This is a genomic window from Flavobacterium arcticum (assembly GCF_003344925.1).
GTDB classification, from domain to species: Bacteria; Bacteroidota; Bacteroidia; order Flavobacteriales; family Flavobacteriaceae; genus Flavobacterium; species Flavobacterium arcticum.
Genome location: NZ_CP031188.1, coordinates 903488 through 922215, shown reverse-complemented (window position 1 = coordinate 922215; position 18728 = coordinate 903488). Strand labels below are relative to the sequence as shown.

At 35.6% G+C, this 18728-nt stretch carries 17 protein-coding genes and 1 pseudogene; 9 read left to right on the top strand and 9 right to left on the bottom strand.

Annotation, left to right across the window (positions count from 1 at the left end; all coding sequences use genetic code 11):
- The 3 genes and pseudogenes from DVK85_RS04190 to DVK85_RS04180 form a co-directional block, all read right to left on the bottom strand.
- Complete coding sequence (locus tag DVK85_RS04190; protein WP_114677233.1) at positions 1–810, bottom strand: undecaprenyl-diphosphate phosphatase; 810 nt, start codon at positions 808–810, stop codon at positions 1–3.
- 86 nt (positions 811–896) lie between these two features.
- Positions 897–1130, bottom strand: a pseudogene (locus DVK85_RS04185) (DUF3098 domain-containing protein); the annotation flags it as partial.
- Between the two features lie 48 nt (positions 1131–1178).
- Positions 1179–2051, bottom strand: a complete 873-nt coding sequence (locus DVK85_RS04180) for a cell division protein FtsX (RefSeq protein ID WP_114677231.1) — start codon at positions 2049–2051, stop codon at positions 1179–1181.
- 168 nt (positions 2052–2219) lie between these two features.
- On the opposite strand from DVK85_RS04180, the gene DVK85_RS04175 reads away from it, so the two are divergent.
- From DVK85_RS04175 to DVK85_RS04165, 3 genes are all read left to right on the top strand, one after another.
- Positions 2220–5240 (top strand): leucine--tRNA ligase, encoded by a 3021-nt coding sequence (locus DVK85_RS04175; protein WP_114677230.1) that lies wholly within the window; start codon positions 2220–2222, stop codon positions 5238–5240.
- A gap of 142 nt (positions 5241–5382) precedes the next feature.
- A complete protein-coding gene (locus DVK85_RS04170; RefSeq protein WP_114677229.1) occupies positions 5383–6093 on the top strand; it encodes a hypothetical protein in 711 nt (236 codons plus the stop codon).
- An 87-nt stretch (positions 6094–6180) separates the two neighbouring features.
- Entirely contained in the window at positions 6181–6876 is a 696-nt protein-coding gene (locus DVK85_RS04165; protein ID WP_114677228.1) for a zinc metallopeptidase, read from the top strand.
- Positions 6877–6959: 83 nt separating this feature from the next.
- Here DVK85_RS04165 and DVK85_RS04160 read toward each other — a convergent pair whose 3' ends face one another.
- Positions 6960–7241: a hypothetical protein gene (locus DVK85_RS04160; RefSeq protein WP_114678977.1), complete on the bottom strand. Its 282-nt coding sequence runs from the start codon at positions 7239–7241 to the stop codon at positions 6960–6962.
- Between the two features lie 253 nt (positions 7242–7494).
- Entirely contained in the window at positions 7495–8865 is a 1371-nt protein-coding gene (locus DVK85_RS04155) for a saccharopine dehydrogenase family protein (RefSeq protein ID WP_114677227.1), read from the bottom strand.
- Between the two features lie 108 nt (positions 8866–8973).
- Between DVK85_RS04155 and DVK85_RS04150 the strand changes: the two genes are divergently transcribed.
- Both DVK85_RS04150 and pckA read left to right on the top strand, forming a co-directional pair.
- Entirely contained in the window at positions 8974–9360 is a 387-nt protein-coding gene (locus DVK85_RS04150; RefSeq protein ID WP_114677226.1) for a DUF423 domain-containing protein, read from the top strand.
- Between the two features lie 78 nt (positions 9361–9438).
- Positions 9439–11040, top strand: coding sequence for a phosphoenolpyruvate carboxykinase (ATP) (pckA, locus tag DVK85_RS04145; protein ID WP_114678976.1), 1602 nt, complete (start codon positions 9439–9441; stop codon positions 11038–11040).
- A 133-nt stretch (positions 11041–11173) separates the two neighbouring features.
- Here the strand turns inward: pckA and DVK85_RS04140 are convergent, their stop codons facing one another.
- A complete protein-coding gene (locus DVK85_RS04140; protein ID WP_114677225.1) occupies positions 11174–11923 on the bottom strand; it encodes a uroporphyrinogen-III synthase in 750 nt (249 codons plus the stop codon).
- A 15-nt stretch (positions 11924–11938) separates the two neighbouring features.
- Positions 11939–12607, bottom strand: a complete 669-nt coding sequence (locus DVK85_RS04135; protein WP_114677224.1) for a DUF4271 domain-containing protein — start codon at positions 12605–12607, stop codon at positions 11939–11941.
- Between the two features lie 105 nt (positions 12608–12712).
- Between DVK85_RS04135 and DVK85_RS04130 the strand changes: the two genes are divergently transcribed.
- The 3 genes from DVK85_RS04130 to DVK85_RS04120 are packed head-to-tail and all read left to right on the top strand — an operon-like array spanning position 12713 to position 15228.
- On the top strand, positions 12713–13435 hold the full coding sequence (locus tag DVK85_RS04130; RefSeq protein ID WP_114677223.1) for a polyprenol monophosphomannose synthase: 723 nt from the start codon (positions 12713–12715) through the stop codon (positions 13433–13435).
- 8 nt (positions 13436–13443) lie between these two features.
- Positions 13444–14787 carry a dihydroorotase gene (locus DVK85_RS04125; protein ID WP_114677222.1) on the top strand — a complete coding sequence of 448 codons (1344 nt, stop codon included), beginning with the start codon at positions 13444–13446 and terminating at the stop codon, positions 14785–14787.
- 3 nt (positions 14788–14790) lie between these two features.
- Positions 14791–15228, top strand: a complete 438-nt coding sequence (locus DVK85_RS04120) for a DUF4296 domain-containing protein (RefSeq protein ID WP_114677221.1) — start codon at positions 14791–14793, stop codon at positions 15226–15228.
- A 4-nt stretch (positions 15229–15232) separates the two neighbouring features.
- Here the strand turns inward: DVK85_RS04120 and DVK85_RS04115 are convergent, their stop codons facing one another.
- Positions 15233–16237 (bottom strand): NAD-dependent epimerase/dehydratase family protein, encoded by a 1005-nt coding sequence (locus DVK85_RS04115; RefSeq protein ID WP_114677220.1) that lies wholly within the window; start codon positions 16235–16237, stop codon positions 15233–15235.
- A gap of 102 nt (positions 16238–16339) precedes the next feature.
- Between DVK85_RS04115 and tyrS the strand changes: the two genes are divergently transcribed.
- The gene (gene tyrS / locus DVK85_RS04110) at positions 16340–17638 is read left to right on the top strand and encodes a tyrosine--tRNA ligase (protein ID WP_114677219.1); all 1299 of its coding nucleotides are present in this window, start codon (positions 16340–16342) and stop codon (positions 17636–17638) included.
- Positions 17639–17669: 31 nt separating this feature from the next.
- Here the strand turns inward: tyrS and DVK85_RS04105 are convergent, their stop codons facing one another.
- Positions 17670–18650 (bottom strand): LuxE/PaaK family acyltransferase, encoded by a 981-nt coding sequence (locus DVK85_RS04105; RefSeq protein ID WP_114678975.1) that lies wholly within the window; start codon positions 18648–18650, stop codon positions 17670–17672.
- Positions 18651–18728 lie beyond the last annotated feature (78 nt).

Here is an 18728-nt window from a genome sequence, read left to right as displayed (position 1 = left end):
TTATTTGTATGTTGTAAAGTAAGCAAGTAGTAGTGCTCCTGCTATTATTCTGTACCAGCCCCAAGGCTTAAAACCGTATTTCTTGATGAAGCCTATAAAACCTTTTATAGCAATAATAGATACAATAAAGGCAATAACGTTACCCATAAGGAACATTTTGAGATTATCTGGTGACTCTACTAATAACTCATAGCCTTTAAGTCCTGAATGCTCATACGTTTTTAGAAATACAGAGTATAGTGTAGCGGCAGCCATAGTAGGTACGGCAAGGAAAAAAGAGAACTCTGCTGCATTTTCCCGAGTAAGTCCTTGTTGCATACCACCTATAATAGAAGCAGCCGAACGGCTTGTACCAGGCATCATGGCAAGACATTGCCAAAAACCTATGGTTATTGCTTTCTTTCGGGTTATATCTTCTTCCTTTTTTATCGGTTGGTTAATAAAGAAATTTTCGATAAATAACAATATCACACCACCCACTATAAGCACTATGGCAATGGGTATAGGGTCGCCCAAAGCTTGCTCTATAAGATCGTCAAATAATAAACCTAAAATTAACGCAGGTACTACTGCAAGTGCTAGTTTTATATAGAAGTTGAATTTTGTAAAATCGAAAAACTTTTTCCAGTATAAAGCTACTACTGCGAGTATAGCGCCAAATTGTATAGATACCTGAAACAATTTTACATAGTCGTCTTCCTGTATGCCGTAGTAAGAACTTGCAAAAATCATGTGTGCGGTAGATGATACAGGTAAGTACTCTGTAAGTCCTTCAATAATAGCAATTATGATAGCCTGATAAAAATCCATTACTGTTTCTTGTTTTTAAAGTTTTTAATGGCTTTATCTTCAGGGAAAGTTTCTTCTGTTTTTATTTCAGGAGTGTTTTTACCATGTGGGTTTTTAAGTATAGCATAAATAGTAATACCAAAGCCTATAATTACTACGGTAGGTGCAAGACGTATTCTTCTAAAGTTGAAAATATCTTCGCTAAATACATTAGGATCGTCACTGCCTCCGCCTGCCATTAGTATAAAACCAAGAGCAATTACGCCTAAGCCTATAAGTAGTATTTTATAATTTACCTTTTCAAAAAGAAAATGGGTTTTTATTTCGTTGTTATTCTTCATCAGTTTTGTTTTAAGTTTTTACTATTGCCTTTTTCTGTATCGCTAGTCTTAATAAAGATCGTCTGTTCTTAAATTAAGAAAACGTTGTGTGGCAAAAAATGTACTTATTGTAGTAATGATAATTCCAAAAGCTAATACACCACCAAAAACAATAGCCGTAGGCATCCAGTCTTCCCAAATGTTTAGTACAGGTAGTGCAGCATCAAGATAATATACTAGCCATAGTAGCGTAGCGATAGCAAAGAGCGAACCTATAAGCCCTAGCTTAATCCCCCTCCACACAAATGGTTTACGGATAAACGATTTTGTAGCACCTACCATTTGCATGGTTTTTATAGTAAAACGGTGGTTGTATATAGATAGTCTTAACGCACTATTAATAAGTAGCATCGCAATAAATACCAATATTCCGCTTATAACGAGTATCCAGAATGTAATGGTTTTTATATTTTCGTTTGCCATTTCTACCAATACAAGGTCATAGGTAACATCGGCTACCATAGGGTTGGCTCTCAATGCTAATTCAATGTTTTTAATACTATCAGTTTGTACGTATCCTCCTTTTAGGTGAATGTCATAGGAGTTTAATAAAGGGTTGCCGTCTAATAAAGTTTCATAGTCACCCATAATATCTTTATTATTTTGTGCAGCTTCCTCTTTGGTTACATACACATAATCCTTTATGTAAGGAGCTTCTTTTAACTCTTCGCCAAACGATTGCATAGTAGCATCATTTGCATCCTTTTTAAAAAACACCGTCATCGGGATGTTTTCCTTTACATAACTCGATATTTTTTCGGTATTTATCACAAATAGTCCTAGCGCTCCTAAAAGCGTAAGTACTATGAAAATACTGAGTATCACAGAAAAATAAGAGGAAAGAAGCCTTCTTTTTTGGAATTTTTCAAAAGATGATGCCATAGTTTATATTTTAGCGGTAAAAATAATAAAGAAATTTGTTAAACATAGTTTATAACGGGCAAAGTTTTAACTTTCGTACAATAAACGTAAATTTGCTTTTTTTAAGCTGAGTACCGCAACGGCTCGGCAACTTTTTAACCTTATGACTTTCAATTTTACGACTCACTTATGAGATACAATCCTAACGAGATAGAAGCCAAGTGGCAAAAATACTGGGCTGAAAACAAAACGTTTAAAGCAGAAGATAGCACTGAGAAACCAAAATATTATGTACTCGATATGTTCCCTTACCCATCGGGGGCGGGGCTGCATGTAGGGCATCCGCTAGGGTATATCGCATCAGATATTTATGCGCGCTACAAACGCCATCAAGGTTTTAATGTATTGCACCCACAAGGGTATGATAGTTTTGGGCTTCCTGCTGAGCAGTATGCTATACAAACAGGACAACACCCTGCGGTTACTACTGCTACTAATATTGCGCGTTATCGTGAACAGTTAGATAAGATTGGTTTCTCATTCGATTGGGATAGAGAAGTACGTACTTCTAACCCTGAATATTATAAATGGACACAATGGATATTTATCCAACTGTTCAACTCGTGGTATAATAATGATACCGATAAAGCAGAAAGTATTTGTACATTGATTGCCAAGTTTGAAGCAAATGGTAATACAGACATCAATGCCGTATGCGATGATAATATTGCTACTTTTACAGCCGACGCATGGAAAAGCTATAGCAAAGAACAACAAGAAAAAATATTATTACAATATAGGCTTACTTATCTTGCCGAAACCGAAGTAAACTGGTGTCCTGCACTAGGTACAGTTTTGGCAAATGACGAGATAGTAAATGGAGTATCTGAAAGAGGTGGGCATCCTGTTATGCGTAAAAAGATGACTCAATGGAGTATGCGAATTTCTGCCTATGCCGAGCGTTTACTTCAAGGCTTAAATACTATCGACTGGACAGAATCACTTAAAGAAAGTCAGCGTAACTGGATAGGTAAATCAGTAGGAGCATCGGTTACGTTTAATGTAAAGGAGCATGATGCGAAAATAGAAGTTTTTACTACCCGTCCTGATACTATTTTTGGCGTAAGCTTTATGACGCTTGCACCCGAACATGATTTGGTAGCCGAAATAACCACACCAGAACAGGCAGCAGCTGTAACACAATATATAGAGGCTACTGCAAAACGTAGCGAACGCGATCGTATGGCAGATGTAAAAACCATATCGGGTGTGTTTACAGGGGCGTATGCCGAGCATCCATTTACAAAAGAACCTGTACAAATTTGGATAGGCGATTATGTATTGGCAGGTTATGGTACAGGGGCTGTAATGGCAGTACCTTGTGGCGATCAGCGTGATTATGATTTTGCAAAGCATTTCAATATAGAAATAAAAAACATATTCGCAGGTATAGATATTAGCGAAGAAGCCTATGCAAGTAAAGAGAACGTAGTATTACAAAACTCTGATTTTCTTGATGGGTTAGACTATAAAACAGCAACCAAAAAAGCAATAACAGCATTAGAGGAGATAAGCCAAGGTATGGGTAAAACCAATTACCGCTTGCGCGATGCTGTATTTAGCCGTCAGCGTTATTGGGGAGAACCATTCCCAGTGTACTATGTAAATGGTATGCCACAAATGATAGATAAAGAGCATTTACCAATACGTTTACCAGAGGTAGAAAAGTACTTACCAACAGAGGATGGACAACCACCACTAGGTAATGCTACAACATGGGCGTGGAGTACTACTGAGAATAAAGTAGTGAGCAACGACCATATAGATAACGAAACTATTTTCCCATTAGAGCTAAACACTATGCCAGGTTGGGCAGGTAGCTCATGGTACTGGTTACGCTATATGGATGCGGGTAATGAAAATGAATTTGTAAGTGAAGCAAACCAAAGCTACTGGCAAAATGTAGATTTATACATTGGTGGTAGCGAGCACGCTACAGGACACCTACTATACAGTCGTTTTTGGAATAAGTTTTTACAAGATAGAGGTTTTGTACAACAAGAAGAGCCTTTTAAAAAGCTGATTAACCAAGGTATGATATTGGGGGAGAGTGCCTTTACTTTTAGGATTAATGGAGGGTTTTACTATGGTTATGCTGAAAATATTAGTCAAGAAGATTATCAGTCTAAAGATGAAATTTTTGATAATATTTTTGATAATATATTTGATAGGCGATTAGTGTCGTGGGATATTCTAAAAGATAAAAATTATGAAGCTGTAGTTAATGGGCTAAAATATAAGTTAACTGAAGTTTTTAGTGAAGATTTAAAAGAATATTTTGAACCATCTGGATTTGATATTAATAAGATTTATTTTACTGTAACGAAACTTCATGTACCTGTAGAGTATGTTAATTTAAAAAATGAAATTGAAAATGAAGAAGGGCTAGCTAGTTGGTATAATGAAGATATACATACTAGTACAATATTTAGGACAAATGGAAAATTTACGACTCTTAGAGAAGTCGAAAAAATGTCGAAGTCCAAATACAATGTAGTAAACCCAGATGATATTTGCGAACAGTACGGTGCTGATACATTGCGTTTATACGAAATGTTTTTAGGACCATTAGAGCAAGCTAAACCATGGAATACCGCAGGTATTACAGGCGTTAGCGGTTTCCTTAAAAAACTATGGAAGTTGTATTTTGATGATAACGGACTTATTGTTACCGATAACGAACCAAGCAAAGAAGCTTACAAAATACTACACCGTACTATTAAAAAAGTGCAGGACGATATTGAGAACTTTTCGTTCAACACATCAGTAAGCTCGTTTATGATAGCCGTTAATGAGTTAACAGCTATTAAGTGTCACGAACGTGCTATACTAGAGCCATTGGCAATACTTATGTCACCTTATGCGCCACACATTGCAGAGGAGTTATGGAGTCAGTTAGGGAATGAGGGCAGTATTGCTAGAGTAGCTTTCCCAGAGTTTAATGCAAGTCATTTAGTAGAAAGCAGTAAAGAATATCCAGTATCGTTTAACGGTAAAATGCGCTTTAAGATAGAGTTGCCTATGGATATGCCGAAAGATGAAATTGAGAAAACCATACTTGCTGATGAACGTACCATACAACAACTTAATGGGCAGCAGCCCAAAAAAGTAATTGTAGTACCAGGTAAGATTATCAATATAGTAGGATAATTACTTATTGTATACTATGATAAAAAGCACCAACCATATACTATGGTTGGTGCTTTTTTCGTTTTAAGATTAATTAACAAGGTTTTTTTGGCATACAATTTGAAAGAGCCTAAACAAATCATCAATTAAAAAAACAAAACTTATGAAAAAAATTGTATTTGCAACTATTTGCTTTTTTGGAGGTCAAGCATTATTACTTGCTCAAGAAACAGTAACAACCACGACAACTACTACAACTACCACTACCATGGCAGATGAAAACAATCCTAAAACAAGTTTTTATGTTGGCTTTGGGGCAGCAGTGTTTGAGGATCATAAAATTAGCGATAATCTTGCAGCAGCAGGAATGCCCGGTATAGATGAGGTACTACCCGAAATGACTTTTGGGTTTAATGTTATGGGCGAAGACTATTTGGTAGATATAGAGTTTAATACTAATTATCTTGATAAAAAAACAAGTACCGACAGGATAAGAGCAGTTGCTGCTGGTATTAAAATGAGAGGTCATTATATACCTGTAAATACGGGTAATTTTTACCTTTCTGCAGGGGCTGATTTGTCTTATATAGGCAGTAATTATGATTTATTTACCCGAGGTAATGTTATAGATCTTAACGATCTTAATCCAGGTACCCACACAGGGCATATTAGTCTTTATAATAATCAGTTTTATGCAGGACCATCATTAGCGTTTGGTGCTTTCCAAAAAAGTTCATTTCCGCTGCGTCTTAACGTAGGGTATGAGTGGGCTTTGATAAGCGGAAAATGGAAATCAGAATACGCTAATGTAAATAATACTTTTAGAGAGAGCGGGCAAGGGCGCTTTTATGCTAAACTTACTTTCTTGCTATAATTGTTAATTATGACAAAAATTCATTTAAAGCCAGTCTGTAAAGATTGGCTTTAAATTTGCTATATATTCTGTAAAAAGAATTTAAAAATGATAGGATATTATGTGTTATTAGGACTTATAGCTCTTGTGAGTTATGCGGTAAGTTCAAAACTTAAATCGAAGTTTGAGTACTACTCTAAAGTACACTTGCGCAACGGTATGAGTGGTGCTGAGATTGCACAAAAAATGTTACAGGATAATGGTATTTATGATGTTAAGGTAATTTCTACATCAGGTAGCCTTACTGACCATTACAACCCTGCCAATAAAACAGTAAACCTTAGTGAGGCGGTATATAATCAGCGTAACGCTGCCGCGGCAGCCGTTGCTGCTCACGAGGTAGGGCACGCTGTACAACATGCTAATGCGTATAGCATGTTGCAGTTTCGTTCTAAAATGGTACCTATGGTAAATGTGTCATCACGATTATCAGGACCACTTATTTTTATAGGCTTAATACTTGGTATTGGTTCGCAACTAGGCTTTGGCTATTATATAGCCGTTGCAGGGGTACTACTTATGGGTATTGCTACATTATTTAGTTTTATAACATTACCTGTAGAGTATGATGCTAGTAACCGTGCATTAAAATGGTTAAAAACTAAAAATATGCTTACGCAAGAAGAATATTCGGGTGCAGAAGATTCGCTTAAATGGGCGGCACGTACCTATGTAGTAGCTGCCATTGGTGCACTTGCTTCATTGTTATACTGGGCATTTTTAGTGTTTGGTAGGAGAGATTAAATATTTTAAGATAATACATAGCAAACCCCGTTACAATATTGTAACGGGGTTTGTTTTTATAGTAAGATTTATTTAGTTGCTAATTATAGCCTTATAATACCTGTAATATAAGGTGCGCCATTAAGAGGTCTGAAAATTTCTACGATAGCTTCCCACTCTACTTCAGATGGTGGCATAGAGGCTATGCATTTAAATCGATAATTCATTCCGGCTACAACTTGTGTTGATACGGATTGCGGAGTGTACTTTACTCCTACAAAGCCTTTCATAGCTTCGTTAAACACTTTTTGATCTTCTGGAGTTAGTTTGTGGTACGCAGACCATCCTCCAACTACATGGGGTTTTGTGGCTTCTTTAGTTGACATAATTTTTTGTTGAATTAAATTTTCCCTACTCATAAGGCTTTTTGGGTTCCGCCCGTTTTTTTTAAGTGGTTAACGTTTTCACTGTTTTGATAATCAATATATTGATATATTAAAGGTAAGTTGAAGTTACTAAAAATAATTAGGTGTAAATACCGTTTTTTATAGTAGGTAAATGTCTTTGATTTTAAATAAAAAACCTCCCCGTATAAATACGTAGGAGGTCTCGAAAAAAAAGTTGAGTTAGTTATTAGGGTTAGCTCGCTACATTGTCGGGGTTATACCCCATGTAAGGAACTTCTTTCTCATAGAAAGTAACCCCAAATTCTTCAAGTTCTTTTAGTATAGGTTCATATACTTCTTTATATATAGGTAATTGTACACCTTTTAGGGTAATATTGCCGTTTAGTATTTGTAATGCAGCCATGGCTACGGGTAGTCCTACGGTTTTTGCCATTGCCGTGTAGGTTTGATCTTCACCTGTACACACCATAGTAGCATCTATTTGTTTTTTTACACCATTAATTTCATAGCCAAATTTATGATACATTACTATCATATCTTTATCTTCAGGGCTTAGTGTCCATTTATCCGAAAGTATTTTTTCGAGTATTTGTGCAGGTGTAGCATCACGAAGGCCAATTTTTTTATCGGCATTAAAAATGTCAAGCTCTAGTAGTTTTTCCCACTGTATATCGTCTTGATCTACTTTTAATATGTGTCTTAGTTTTAACTCTATTGAATCTGTTGGATGATAAGGTAAGAATGAATTAATAAACTCACGATAACTCATGTTTTCAGAGTCTTCCATTACATAAGTATCATCTGTCATACCTAGTTGTACAAACATATTCCATGCCTTAGAGTAGCCTACTCTTCGCATTGTACCTCTATATAGAGTAAGAGCGTCGTCTAGCCCATATACACTACGGTATTTAAGGGAGTCACGATTAGCATAGGCTTCAAAACGACCAAAGCCATCAATCTCTAAAAATTCTGTTCGACGAAATAATTTGTTGTATGGGATATATTTATACTTACCCTCTTGTATAAACTTAGCTGCGCCACCTTGTCCTGCTAATACAACATTTCGAGGATTCCATGTAAATTTGTAGTTCCAAATGTTATTGTCAGATTCTGGAGCTACCAGTCCACCGCAAAATGATTCGAATAGTAATACTTTTCCACCTTTACTTCTTATCTCATCCAAAATCTTCATGGCACTCATATGGTCTACACCAGGGTCTAAGCCTATCTCATTCATGAAAATGAGGTTGTTTTCCCTTACTTGAGCATCAAGTTCTCTCATGGCAGGGCTTATGTAAGATGCCGTAACCATATTTTTTTTATGCTTAACGCAGTCTTTAGCTACTTCATAGTGTAGATGTGCAGGTAACATTGATATTACAATATCGGCGTTGCCTATGTAAGTATTACGTTGTTCGTCATTAAAAATATCGAAAGCAATAGGAGTAGCTCTTGGGTGATTTTTCGTTTTCTTTTGCGCCAATTCTATAGAAAGGTCGGCAATAGTGATATGTAGATCTTCGGTTTCTGATTTTTGTAACAAGTATTCTATTAATGACGTAGCCGAACGTCCTGCGCCAATAATTAAAACGTGTCTCATAGCTTCTTTAATTTATAACACGAAATTAGTGATTTGTTATATTTATAAAAATATTTGTGGGGTAAATTTCTATAAACTTTTTAATTTTACCATATAAATTAGAAGAAAATGAACAGAAAAATTTTAGTTACAGCAGCAGTGTTAGGAATAATAGCTATAGGCTTAGGTGCTTTTGGTGCTCATGGATTAAAAAAAATACTTGATCCTGAGATGCTTGTAACTTTTGAAACGGGGGTTAGGTACCAAATGTATCATGCACTATTTTTATTATTTGTAGGTACGACGCCATTAATTTCAGACAAGGCGAAGAAAATTATTTTTACTTTAGTAGTAATAGGAGTGTTATTTTTCTCTGTATCTATTTATTTTTTAGCGTGTAATGGTCTTTTTTCTTTCGATTCCAAGAAGATTGGCATTATTACTCCTATTGGAGGATTGTTATTAATTGGTGCTTGGGGAACGCTGTTATTAAATTTAATGAAACGAAAAGGATAAAATAATTGTAATTCGACACATTTATAAAATTATTTTTTACATTTGTGCCCATAAATAATGCAACTTAATCTTAAAGTTATGGAGAATCACGGTCTTTTCACGAAAACGATTTCGTTAGAAAGCATGGGAATTAAGAACGCGAATGTTAAATATCAGTTAACTCCAGATGAGTTACACGATATTTCTATTGAAACTGGAGAGGGTGTAGAGAACTCTACAGGAGCGCTTGCCATTAACACAGGAGAATTTACAGGAAGATCACCTCAGGATAGGTTTATTGTTAAAGATAGTATTACCGAAGATAAAGTATGGTGGGGTAATGTAAATATTCCTTTTGATAGTGATAAATTTGATGCTTTATATAATAAGGTTACTGAATATTTATCTGGTAAAGAGGTTTATGTTCGTGACAGTTATGTATGTGCTGACTCTAACTACAGACTTAATGTACGAGTAGTTACAGAAAAGCCTTGGGCGAATCTTTTTTGTTATAATATGTTTCTTCGTCCTGAAGAATCTGAACTAGAAAATTTCGCACCAGATTGGAAACTAATATGTGTGCCAAGCTTTATGGCAGATCCTGCTGTAGATGGTACACGTCAACACAATTTTGCAATACTAAACTTTACACGTAAAATAGCACTTATAGGTGGTACAGGTTATACAGGAGAGATGAAAAAGGGTATCTTCTCTGCTTTAAACTTTATATTACCTGTAGATAAAAATGCACTTCCAATGCATTGTAGTGCTAATGTGGGTGAAGATGGAGATACTGCAATATTCTTCGGTCTTTCGGGTACAGGAAAAACAACGCTTTCTGCCGATCCTGCACGTAAATTGATTGGTGATGATGAGCATGGATGGACGAATGAGAATACCGTGTTTAATTTTGAAGGTGGTTGTTATGCTAAAGTAATTAACCTTACCGAAGAAAATGAACCAGATATTTTTAGAGCTATAAAAAGAGGTGCAATCTTAGAAAATGTTATTTTTAAAGAAGGTACTAATGTTGTAGACTTTGAAGATACTTCTATAACCCAAAATACAAGGGTGAGTTACCCTATATATCACATAGATAATGTACAGCCAGGCTCTATAGGTAAGAATCCTAAAAACATATTCTTCCTTACTGCCGATGCTTTTGGAGTACTGCCTCCTATATCTAAACTTACTCCAGGTCAGGCGGCTTACCACTTTATATCGGGTTATACCGCTAAGGTTGCTGGTACAGAGGCTGGTGTAAATGAGCCACAACCTAACTTCTCAGCTTGTTTTGGTGCGCCTTTTATGCCACTGCACCCTACAAAATATGCCGAGATGCTTAGTACAAAAATGAAAGAATCTGGTGTTAATGTATGGCTTATAAATACAGGCTGGACAGGTGGTGCTTATGGTACCGGAAGCAGAATGAAATTAAAATATACAAGAGCAATGATTACAGCTGCTCTTAATGGGGAACTTGATAATGTAGGCTTTGAAGTTCATCAAGTATTTGGACTTGCAAAACCGCAGAGTTGCCCTAATGTACCATCAGAAATACTTAACCCTCGTAATACGTGGGAAGATAAAGCGGCTTATGATGCTAAAGCACAGGAGTTAGCTGAATCATTTAAGAAAAATTTTGCCAAGTTTGAGGAATTTGCAAATGAAGAAATTCTAGCAGGTGCCCCACTGGCATAAGTGTGATTTTAGAATAGATGCGAAAAACCGCCTGTGATGGGGCGGTTTTTTATTTTTTTAAATTTTCTTCAATGTATAAAAAAAGAGCTACCTTATAAGGTAGCTCTTTTTATTATGTATATAGGCAAGTGTTTTACTTTGCTTTGTTAGCTTCTAAAATGTATTTCTCTAATGCCATAGTCATAGATGGTGTTTCTGGTGCAGGTGCCATAATATCTATGCGTAGGTCTCTGTCGTTGGCTTCTTTTTGGGTAGTAGTGCCAAATACTGCTATACGGGTATCATTTTGTTTAAAGTCTGGAAAGTTTTTAAACAACGACTTAATACCTGTTGGGCTAAAGAATACTAGAATATCATAGTATACATCTTTCAGATCAGAAAGATCGCTCATTACTGTGCGATAAAATATACCTGGTGTCCAGTTTACCTTTAATTTGTCTAATGTGGTAGGTACATCATCATTAAGCTGATCTGATGCAGGGAGTAAAAACTTTTCGTCTTTATACTTTTTGATAAGCGGAGCCATATCTGCAAAGTCTTTTTGCCCCACATAGATCTTTCTTTTTCGATATACTACATATTTTTGTAGATAAAAAGCTACAGCTTCACTCTGACAAAAATATTTCATATTTTCTGGTACTTTGTAGCGCATTTCTTCTGCTACACGAAAAAAATGATCTATAGAGTTTTTACTTGTAAGAATGATCGCGGTATAGTTGTTAAGGTCAACTTTTTGTTGTCTTATATCTTTTACGCTTACACCCTCTACATGAATGAACGGCCTAAAATCTACTTTTACTTTCAGTTTTTGCTGTAATTCAAAGTATGGTGAATTTTCTACTTTAGGTTCCGGTTGTGAAACCAAAATTGTTTTCACTTTCATATTTTTTTATGTCTTTTATTTACTATTTGTAAACCAGTAATACATGAAATAATAGGGTGCTATTTCAAGAGTGCAAAGATATAAAATAAAATAGAACAATTTGCTAAGTATCAAACTTTGATGTAATCTTAATGATACAAAATAAGAAATAATATTTGTGATGAATATAAGGGCTACAATAATATATACTACAAAAGGCTGAGGGTCATTGTTATAGAAGAGTATAATGTTAACGGGTAGCAATATAAGCCCTATGTAGGTTCTATAACTAACTTTATGTAAATTAAAGGTTTCGCTAAACTCTTCGATATTAAATGAAGTTGCTATTATTTTCTCGATAAGATACTTAGAAAGTATAAAAACAGCAATAAAAGTGAGTATCTGTACAAAGGTTATCCAGCTTGTTTTCTCGGCAAGCCCATAGTAGCTTAGTAGAAACTGTACAAGGAAAGTAAATGATATGAGCTGTATTGTAAAAAAAGAAATAGTAAACCCACTTAGCATATTACTACTATCTTTATAGATCTTCATATATTTGTCAGAATATCCAAGTCTGATAAATTCAGTAAAGCGGTTTCCCGATACAGTTTTGTTTATAGCTATCAATGCAAGACAGAGGACAAATAGAATAGTTGCCCAATCATTACCGCCTGTAGCTCGTTCGTTAAAAATCAAATCCATCATAGGGTGTAAAATTACTAATTTTTACAGTTAAAAATTTTATTATAATTTAATTGAGGTACTCACGTTAGAAATACATTATTTTTGCACTAAAATTTACAGTTACTAATGAGCGATGGCATTGTTATAATTCCTACGTATAACGAAATTGAAAATATTGACACCATACTTAGGGCAGTATTTGCACTAGATACGCAATTTGATGTATTGGTAGTAGATGATAACTCTCCCGATGGTACAGCAGGTAAGGTAATAGAACTGCAAAAAGAATTTTCTGGTAGGTTGCATCTAGAGGTTAGGGCAGGTAAATCGGGTTTAGGTACAGCTTATGTACATGGCTTTAAATGGGCTATGAACAACAAGTATGATTATATTTTTGAAATGGATGCCGATTTTTCTCATAACCCTGCCGATCTTGAGCGTTTATATAAAGCATGTGTTGCCGGAGCTGACATGGCTATAGGATCGCGTTATAGTACAGGTGTAAATGTGGTAAACTGGCCGCTTAGCCGTGTGTTGCTTTCCTATTATGCATCAGTATATGTGAAAATGATTACAGGTATGCAAATACACGATGCTACAGCAGGTTTTATTTGCTACAAACGAAAAGTACTAGAAAGAATAAACCTCAACAAAATAAAATTTGTGGGTTATGCTTTTCAAATAGAAATGAAATACCGTGCCTTTGCTAATGGTTTTGTAATAGTAGAAGTACCCATAATATTTACCGATCGTACAAAAGGCGAATCAAAAATGAGTAACGCTATAATAAAAGAAGCGATATTCGGCGTTATTGCACTCAGAATAAAAAAAATGCTAAATAAGCTATAGATATCACTATGAACAGGATTTTAATAAAGAATGCCAAGATTGTAAATGAAGGAACCATTTTTGAGGGTGATCTTTTAATTGAGGATAAGTATATCAAAGAAATTGGCGATAGCATAAGCCCAAAAACATCTGATGTTAAAATTATTGATGCCGAGGGGAGCTACCTTATACCTGGCATGATAGATGACCAAGTACATTTTCGTGAACCAGGGCTTACCCATAAAGGTAATATAGAAACCGAATCGCGTGCTGCGGTAGCTGGTGGTATAACCTCTTTTATAGAGCAACCAAATACAGTGCCCAATGCTGTAACTCAGGATTTGCTAGAAGATAAGTATAAAAGAGCAGCCGAGGTTTCTTATGCTAACTATTCGTTTATGATGGGAGGCACAAATGATAACTTAGAAGAGGTGCTCAAAACAAATCCTAAAAATGTAGCAGGAATCAAGTTGTTCTTAGGCTCATCTACAGGGAATATGCTTGTAGACGATGAAGCAGTACTTGAGAAAATATTTTCGAGTACATCTATGCTTATTGCGGCGCATTGTGAGGACGAAGCTACCGTGAGACATAATTTGGAAAAATATAAAGAAGAGTATGGCGATGATATCCCTATGAAATATCATCCGTTAATACGTAGTGCTGAGGCGTGCTATATATCGTCATCAAGAGCCATTGCACTAGCTAAAAAAACAGGAGCAAGATTACATGTTTTTCATGTATCTACAGCTAAAGAAACAGAATTGTTTACGAACAAAATTCCGTTAGAAGAAAAGAAAATTACTGCCGAAGTATGTATACACCATCTTTGGTTTACTGATGCTGATTATGAAAATAAAGGTTCATTAATAAAATGGAACCCTGCTGTTAAAACGGAAGCCGATAGAGATGCACTATGGAAGGCTCTACTAGATGACAGGATAGATGTTATTGCAACTGACCATGCTCCGCATACACTTGATGAGAAGAAGAACCCTTATACAAGTGCTCCTTCGGGCGGACCATTAGTACAGCACGCTGTTGTAGCACTATTTGAAGCATACCATCAAAATAAAATATCTGTAGAGCGTATTGTAGAGAAAATGGCACATAACCCTGCAAAAATATTTAAAATTGAGAAGCGTGGTTTTATCAAAGAGGGGTACTATGCCGATTTGGTGTTGATAAACCCAGGGTTGCCTTGGAATGTGAAAAAAGAAAATATTTTATATAAATGTGGGTGGTCGCCTTTTGAGGGGACTAATTTTAAATCGAGAATAACCCATACCTTTGTAAACGGACAGCTAGTTTACAATAACTTTAAAGTAAAAGATATTCATTGCGGCGAACGTTTACTTTTTAATAGGTCATAAATTATGAAGAGAGCAGCACTTATACTATTAGCATTTTTGGTTTTGGGGTGTAATGATAATGCCCCTAAAGAACCTGAAAAACTACTCAGCGAAGAAGAGATGGTTAATGTGTTGTATGATATTACCATGTTGCAATCCATAAGGTCTTTTAAACCACAGGTGTTAAGAGAGAATCACGTAGATGTTGCAGAATATGTTTATAATAAGTATGATATAGATAGTACTATTTTTGCTCAAAACCACACGTATTATGCATCACAATTAGATGTGTATGAGCGTATTCATAACAAAGTGAGCGATAGTGTGAAAAAACAACAAGAACCTTTTAAAGAAGAAGAGGTGGAAACTAAAAAGGACACTATTAAAAAAGGTAAAAACAAAATATTAGATAGTATTGCCTCAAAAAGGCTTAAAATGAATGAGGAAAAGAAAGACAAGTAAATATTTACTGTAAATGTTCTGCGGCACTTGCTATTTGTTTCAAGTACTCTTTAACGTTAGTGAAATTATAATCTAGTAATGCTTTAATTTTGCTGTTGTCATAATTTTCATCATTGTGAGTAGCGGTTGCCATATCTCTGGTCATTACTCTTTTTCTTTGTAGTAGTTTTGATAATAGCCAGTCTAAACGCCAAGCTACCGATGTTAAAAAAGGAGTAGCATATATACTAGGACGTTTTTTATTTAACCCATCTGCAATACTAAATAACATTTCTTTATATGATAGCTGCTCTGCTACAAGAGTATATCTTTCGCCAGATACTTCACTAGCCATAAGCTCTATCATAATCGTTGTAACATCTTCTACAGCTATAACACCACAGCTTCCTTTGGTATAAAAGTACTGACCATTGTTTACTGTTTTAAATATCTTACCGCTACCCTGTGCCCAAAACCCATAACCAAATATAAGACCAGGGTTTACAACTACCATATCAAGCCCTTCTTGCCAAGCCCGCCATACTTCCATTTCTGCGCCATGTTTGCTTATGGCATAATCGCTATGTTTTACTTCAGGGTTCCATTCTGTTTCTTCGGTAATAGTTGTTTCATTCTCTCTAGGATTGCCTAGTGCGGCAATAGAGCTAACGTGGCACAACTTCCGTACACCATACGCTAACGCGCAGTTCACTACATTGGCAGTACCCTCTATATTCACTTTTCGTAATAGCTCCTCGTCATTAGGGTCAAAAGATATATAGGCAGCACAATGATAAACATGAGTAACATTTGCAAAAGCAGTTTCAAGCGACGGAATATCGGTTATATCACCCTCTACCCATTCTATAGTTGTAAACAGGTTGCTTTTGTTATAGTGTTCAAAAAGCTTCTTGGTTTTTATTTTGCTAACTTCAGTGCGATACAGTGCACGTACCGCTTTTTTGCCTTCTGCTAATTGTAGCAGTAGGTGTGCACCTACTAAACCTGTTCCGCCAGTTACTAATATCATACTACAAAAATACTTTTTACAGAATAAATATTAGCAGATGTTTACTTTTTTTGACTCATGTTAATGCAAGTTTGTATTTTTGTGGCTCAATAAACAATAAGCATGAAAAATTTTGTAGAAGAATTACAATGGAGAGGTATGGTGCACGACATTATGCCAGGAACTGAAGAGCAATTAAATAAAGAAATGACGACTGCCTATATTGGCTTCGACCCAACTTCTGATTCATTGCATATTGGTAGCCTTGTGCCTATTATCATTTTGGTTCATTTGCAAAAATGTGGTCATAAACCCATTGCCCTTGTGGGTGGTGCTACAGGTATGATAGGTGATCCATCGGGTAAATCGGATGAAAGAAATTTGCTAGATGAGGCTGCACTTGAGAAAAACGTAGCGGGTATAAAAGGTGTGCTTTCACGCTTTTTGGATTTTGACTCTACTGATGCAAATGCACCTATGTTAGTAAATAATTATGACTGGATGAAAGAGTTTTCTTTTATCGATTTTGCTCGCGATGTGGGTAAGCGTATTACTGTAAACTATATGATGGCTAAAGATTCGGTTAAAAAACGTCTTACAGGCGAAGCTGGATCAGGAATGTCTTTTACCGAGTTTACCTACCAACTTATACAAGGTTATGATTTTTACCATTTGTATAAACATCATAACTGTATGCTACAGCTTGGCGGTAGCGACCAGTGGGGTAATATTACCACGGGTACAGAGTTGGTGCGTAGAATGAATGATGAGGGTGCAAAAGCATATGCTATGACGTGTCCGCTTATTACGAAAGCTGATGGTTCTAAATTTGGGAAATCAGAAGGAGGTAATATATGGCTAGATGCCGATAAAACATCAGTGTATAAATTTTACCAGTTTTGGATTAATACTACCGATGTTGATGCCGAAAAGTATATTAAGATATTTACTTTTTTACCAAAGGAAGAAATAGAACAATTAGTAATGGAGCATAAAGAGGCACCTCATTTACGACTACTACAAAAAAAATTAGCAGAACAAGTAACAATATTTGTGCATTCGGAACAAGAATTAGAAAAAGCAATAAAAGCCTCTAATGTATTGTTTGGAAAATCTGATGCAGATGATTTAAAAGCATTAGATAGTGCTACTTTCTTAGAAGTATTTGATGGTGTCCCACAGGCAGAAGTTGCAATGACAGATATAGAAGAAGGTTTGGCTATAATTGATGCCTTTGTTGCAAAATCTGAGTTTTTATCTAGTAATGGAGAAGCAAGACGCGCATTGAAAGAAAATTCAATTTCTGTAAATAGAGCTAAAGTAAAAGAGGACTACACTATTACTAAAGAAGATTTAATAAATGACCAGTTTGTATTATTACAAAAAGGGAAAAAGAACTATTACATACTGAGAATAAAATAGTAAAAAGCGGCGTAAGCCGCTTTTTTATTTTTTATAATACCATGAGGTTGCAACCGCGAATATCTGAATTATCAAATCGTCCTAAAACCTCAAAGGACTGATTACTGTATTTTTTACCTAAATCTTGTGTAGCTATAAACGAGCAAGAGTTTATGTTAGCAAGGTCGATAACATTAATACCGCCTGTTTTATTATAACCTACATAGTTAAGTGCATCTTCGGTATCTCTTATGAGTATATCCATCCAAGGAGGGCATTCAAAAACACCGTTGCCTAAGGAGTAGGCTTGCGATAAAAGCTCAGTCATACCATACTCTGAATGGATTTCGTTTACACCAAAACCTGTGCATAGTATTTCGTGTAGTTCTTCGCGTATCATTTCACGACGTTTACCTTTCATGCCGCCTGTTTCCATTATAATAGTGTTTTTTAATTGAAATTGTTGCATTTCAATTAAGTCGAGTAGGGCATAGGTAACACCTATTAACAATACATTTTCACCTGACTTGTCAAGTTGTGTAAGTTTGTTGATAAGCTCAGCGTAGTTATGCAGATAGAAACCACTATCAGGGTTATTAGAGCCTTCTATCAAATCGTTAACCATATAGATTAGCGATGAGCCCTCGCGCTCTAAATAAGAAGGGAGGAGTGCTATTATAGTATAATCTTCAATATTACCATAAAATTGAGAAAACGCTTGCCGAAAGCTTTGTTCGTAGTGACTAAGGTCAATTACATGGTGGTTGCTGGTAACCATGCCCGTAGTGCCGCTACTAGTAAAGGTTACTTGTATAGGTTCTTGACTACTAACTATTTTATGGGTTTTAAAGAACTGTATGGGCAAAAACGGGATGTCTTTAACGGTTTTTACGTTCTGCTTGTCCTTTTTTAATAAGGCACAAAATTTCTGATATATAATATTACTATCATACTGTTGGCGGAACACCTTTAGTGTGATTTTTTCAAACTCTTTTTTTGAGGCAATATTAAATATATCTGATGCAGTAATCAAAGCAATTATTTTGCTGTAAAGGTATAAAATAAAAAAGCACCGCATATAGCGGTGCTTTTGATAATATTGCAAAAAAGT

Excerpts from the sequence above, each read along its gene's own strand:
- DVK85_RS04190 (WP_114677233.1), bottom strand. The coding sequence starts at position 810 with ATGGATTTTTATCAGGCTATCATAATTGCTATTATTGAAGGACTTACA.
- DVK85_RS04180 (WP_114677231.1), bottom strand. The coding sequence starts at position 2,051 with ATGGCATCATCTTTTGAAAAATTCCAAAAAAGAAGGCTTCTTTCCTCT.
- DVK85_RS04175 (WP_114677230.1), top strand. The coding sequence starts at position 2,220 with ATGAGATACAATCCTAACGAGATAGAAGCCAAGTGGCAAAAATACTGG.
- DVK85_RS04170 (WP_114677229.1), top strand. The coding sequence starts at position 5,383 with ATGAAAAAAATTGTATTTGCAACTATTTGCTTTTTTGGAGGTCAAGCA.
- DVK85_RS04165 (WP_114677228.1), top strand. The coding sequence starts at position 6,181 with ATGATAGGATATTATGTGTTATTAGGACTTATAGCTCTTGTGAGTTAT.
- DVK85_RS04160 (WP_114678977.1), bottom strand. The coding sequence starts at position 7,241 with ATGTCAACTAAAGAAGCCACAAAACCCCATGTAGTTGGAGGATGGTCT.
- DVK85_RS04155 (WP_114677227.1), bottom strand. The coding sequence starts at position 8,865 with ATGAGACACGTTTTAATTATTGGCGCAGGACGTTCGGCTACGTCATTA.
- DVK85_RS04150 (WP_114677226.1), top strand. The coding sequence starts at position 8,974 with ATGAACAGAAAAATTTTAGTTACAGCAGCAGTGTTAGGAATAATAGCT.
- pckA (WP_114678976.1), top strand. The coding sequence starts at position 9,439 with ATGGAGAATCACGGTCTTTTCACGAAAACGATTTCGTTAGAAAGCATG.
- DVK85_RS04140 (WP_114677225.1), bottom strand. The coding sequence starts at position 11,923 with ATGAAAGTGAAAACAATTTTGGTTTCACAACCGGAACCTAAAGTAGAA.
- DVK85_RS04135 (WP_114677224.1), bottom strand. The coding sequence starts at position 12,607 with ATGATGGATTTGATTTTTAACGAACGAGCTACAGGCGGTAATGATTGG.
- DVK85_RS04130 (WP_114677223.1), top strand. The coding sequence starts at position 12,713 with ATGAGCGATGGCATTGTTATAATTCCTACGTATAACGAAATTGAAAAT.
- DVK85_RS04125 (WP_114677222.1), top strand. The coding sequence starts at position 13,444 with ATGAACAGGATTTTAATAAAGAATGCCAAGATTGTAAATGAAGGAACC.
- DVK85_RS04120 (WP_114677221.1), top strand. The coding sequence starts at position 14,791 with ATGAAGAGAGCAGCACTTATACTATTAGCATTTTTGGTTTTGGGGTGT.
- DVK85_RS04115 (WP_114677220.1), bottom strand. The coding sequence starts at position 16,237 with ATGATATTAGTAACTGGCGGAACAGGTTTAGTAGGTGCACACCTACTG.
- tyrS (WP_114677219.1), top strand. The coding sequence starts at position 16,340 with ATGAAAAATTTTGTAGAAGAATTACAATGGAGAGGTATGGTGCACGAC.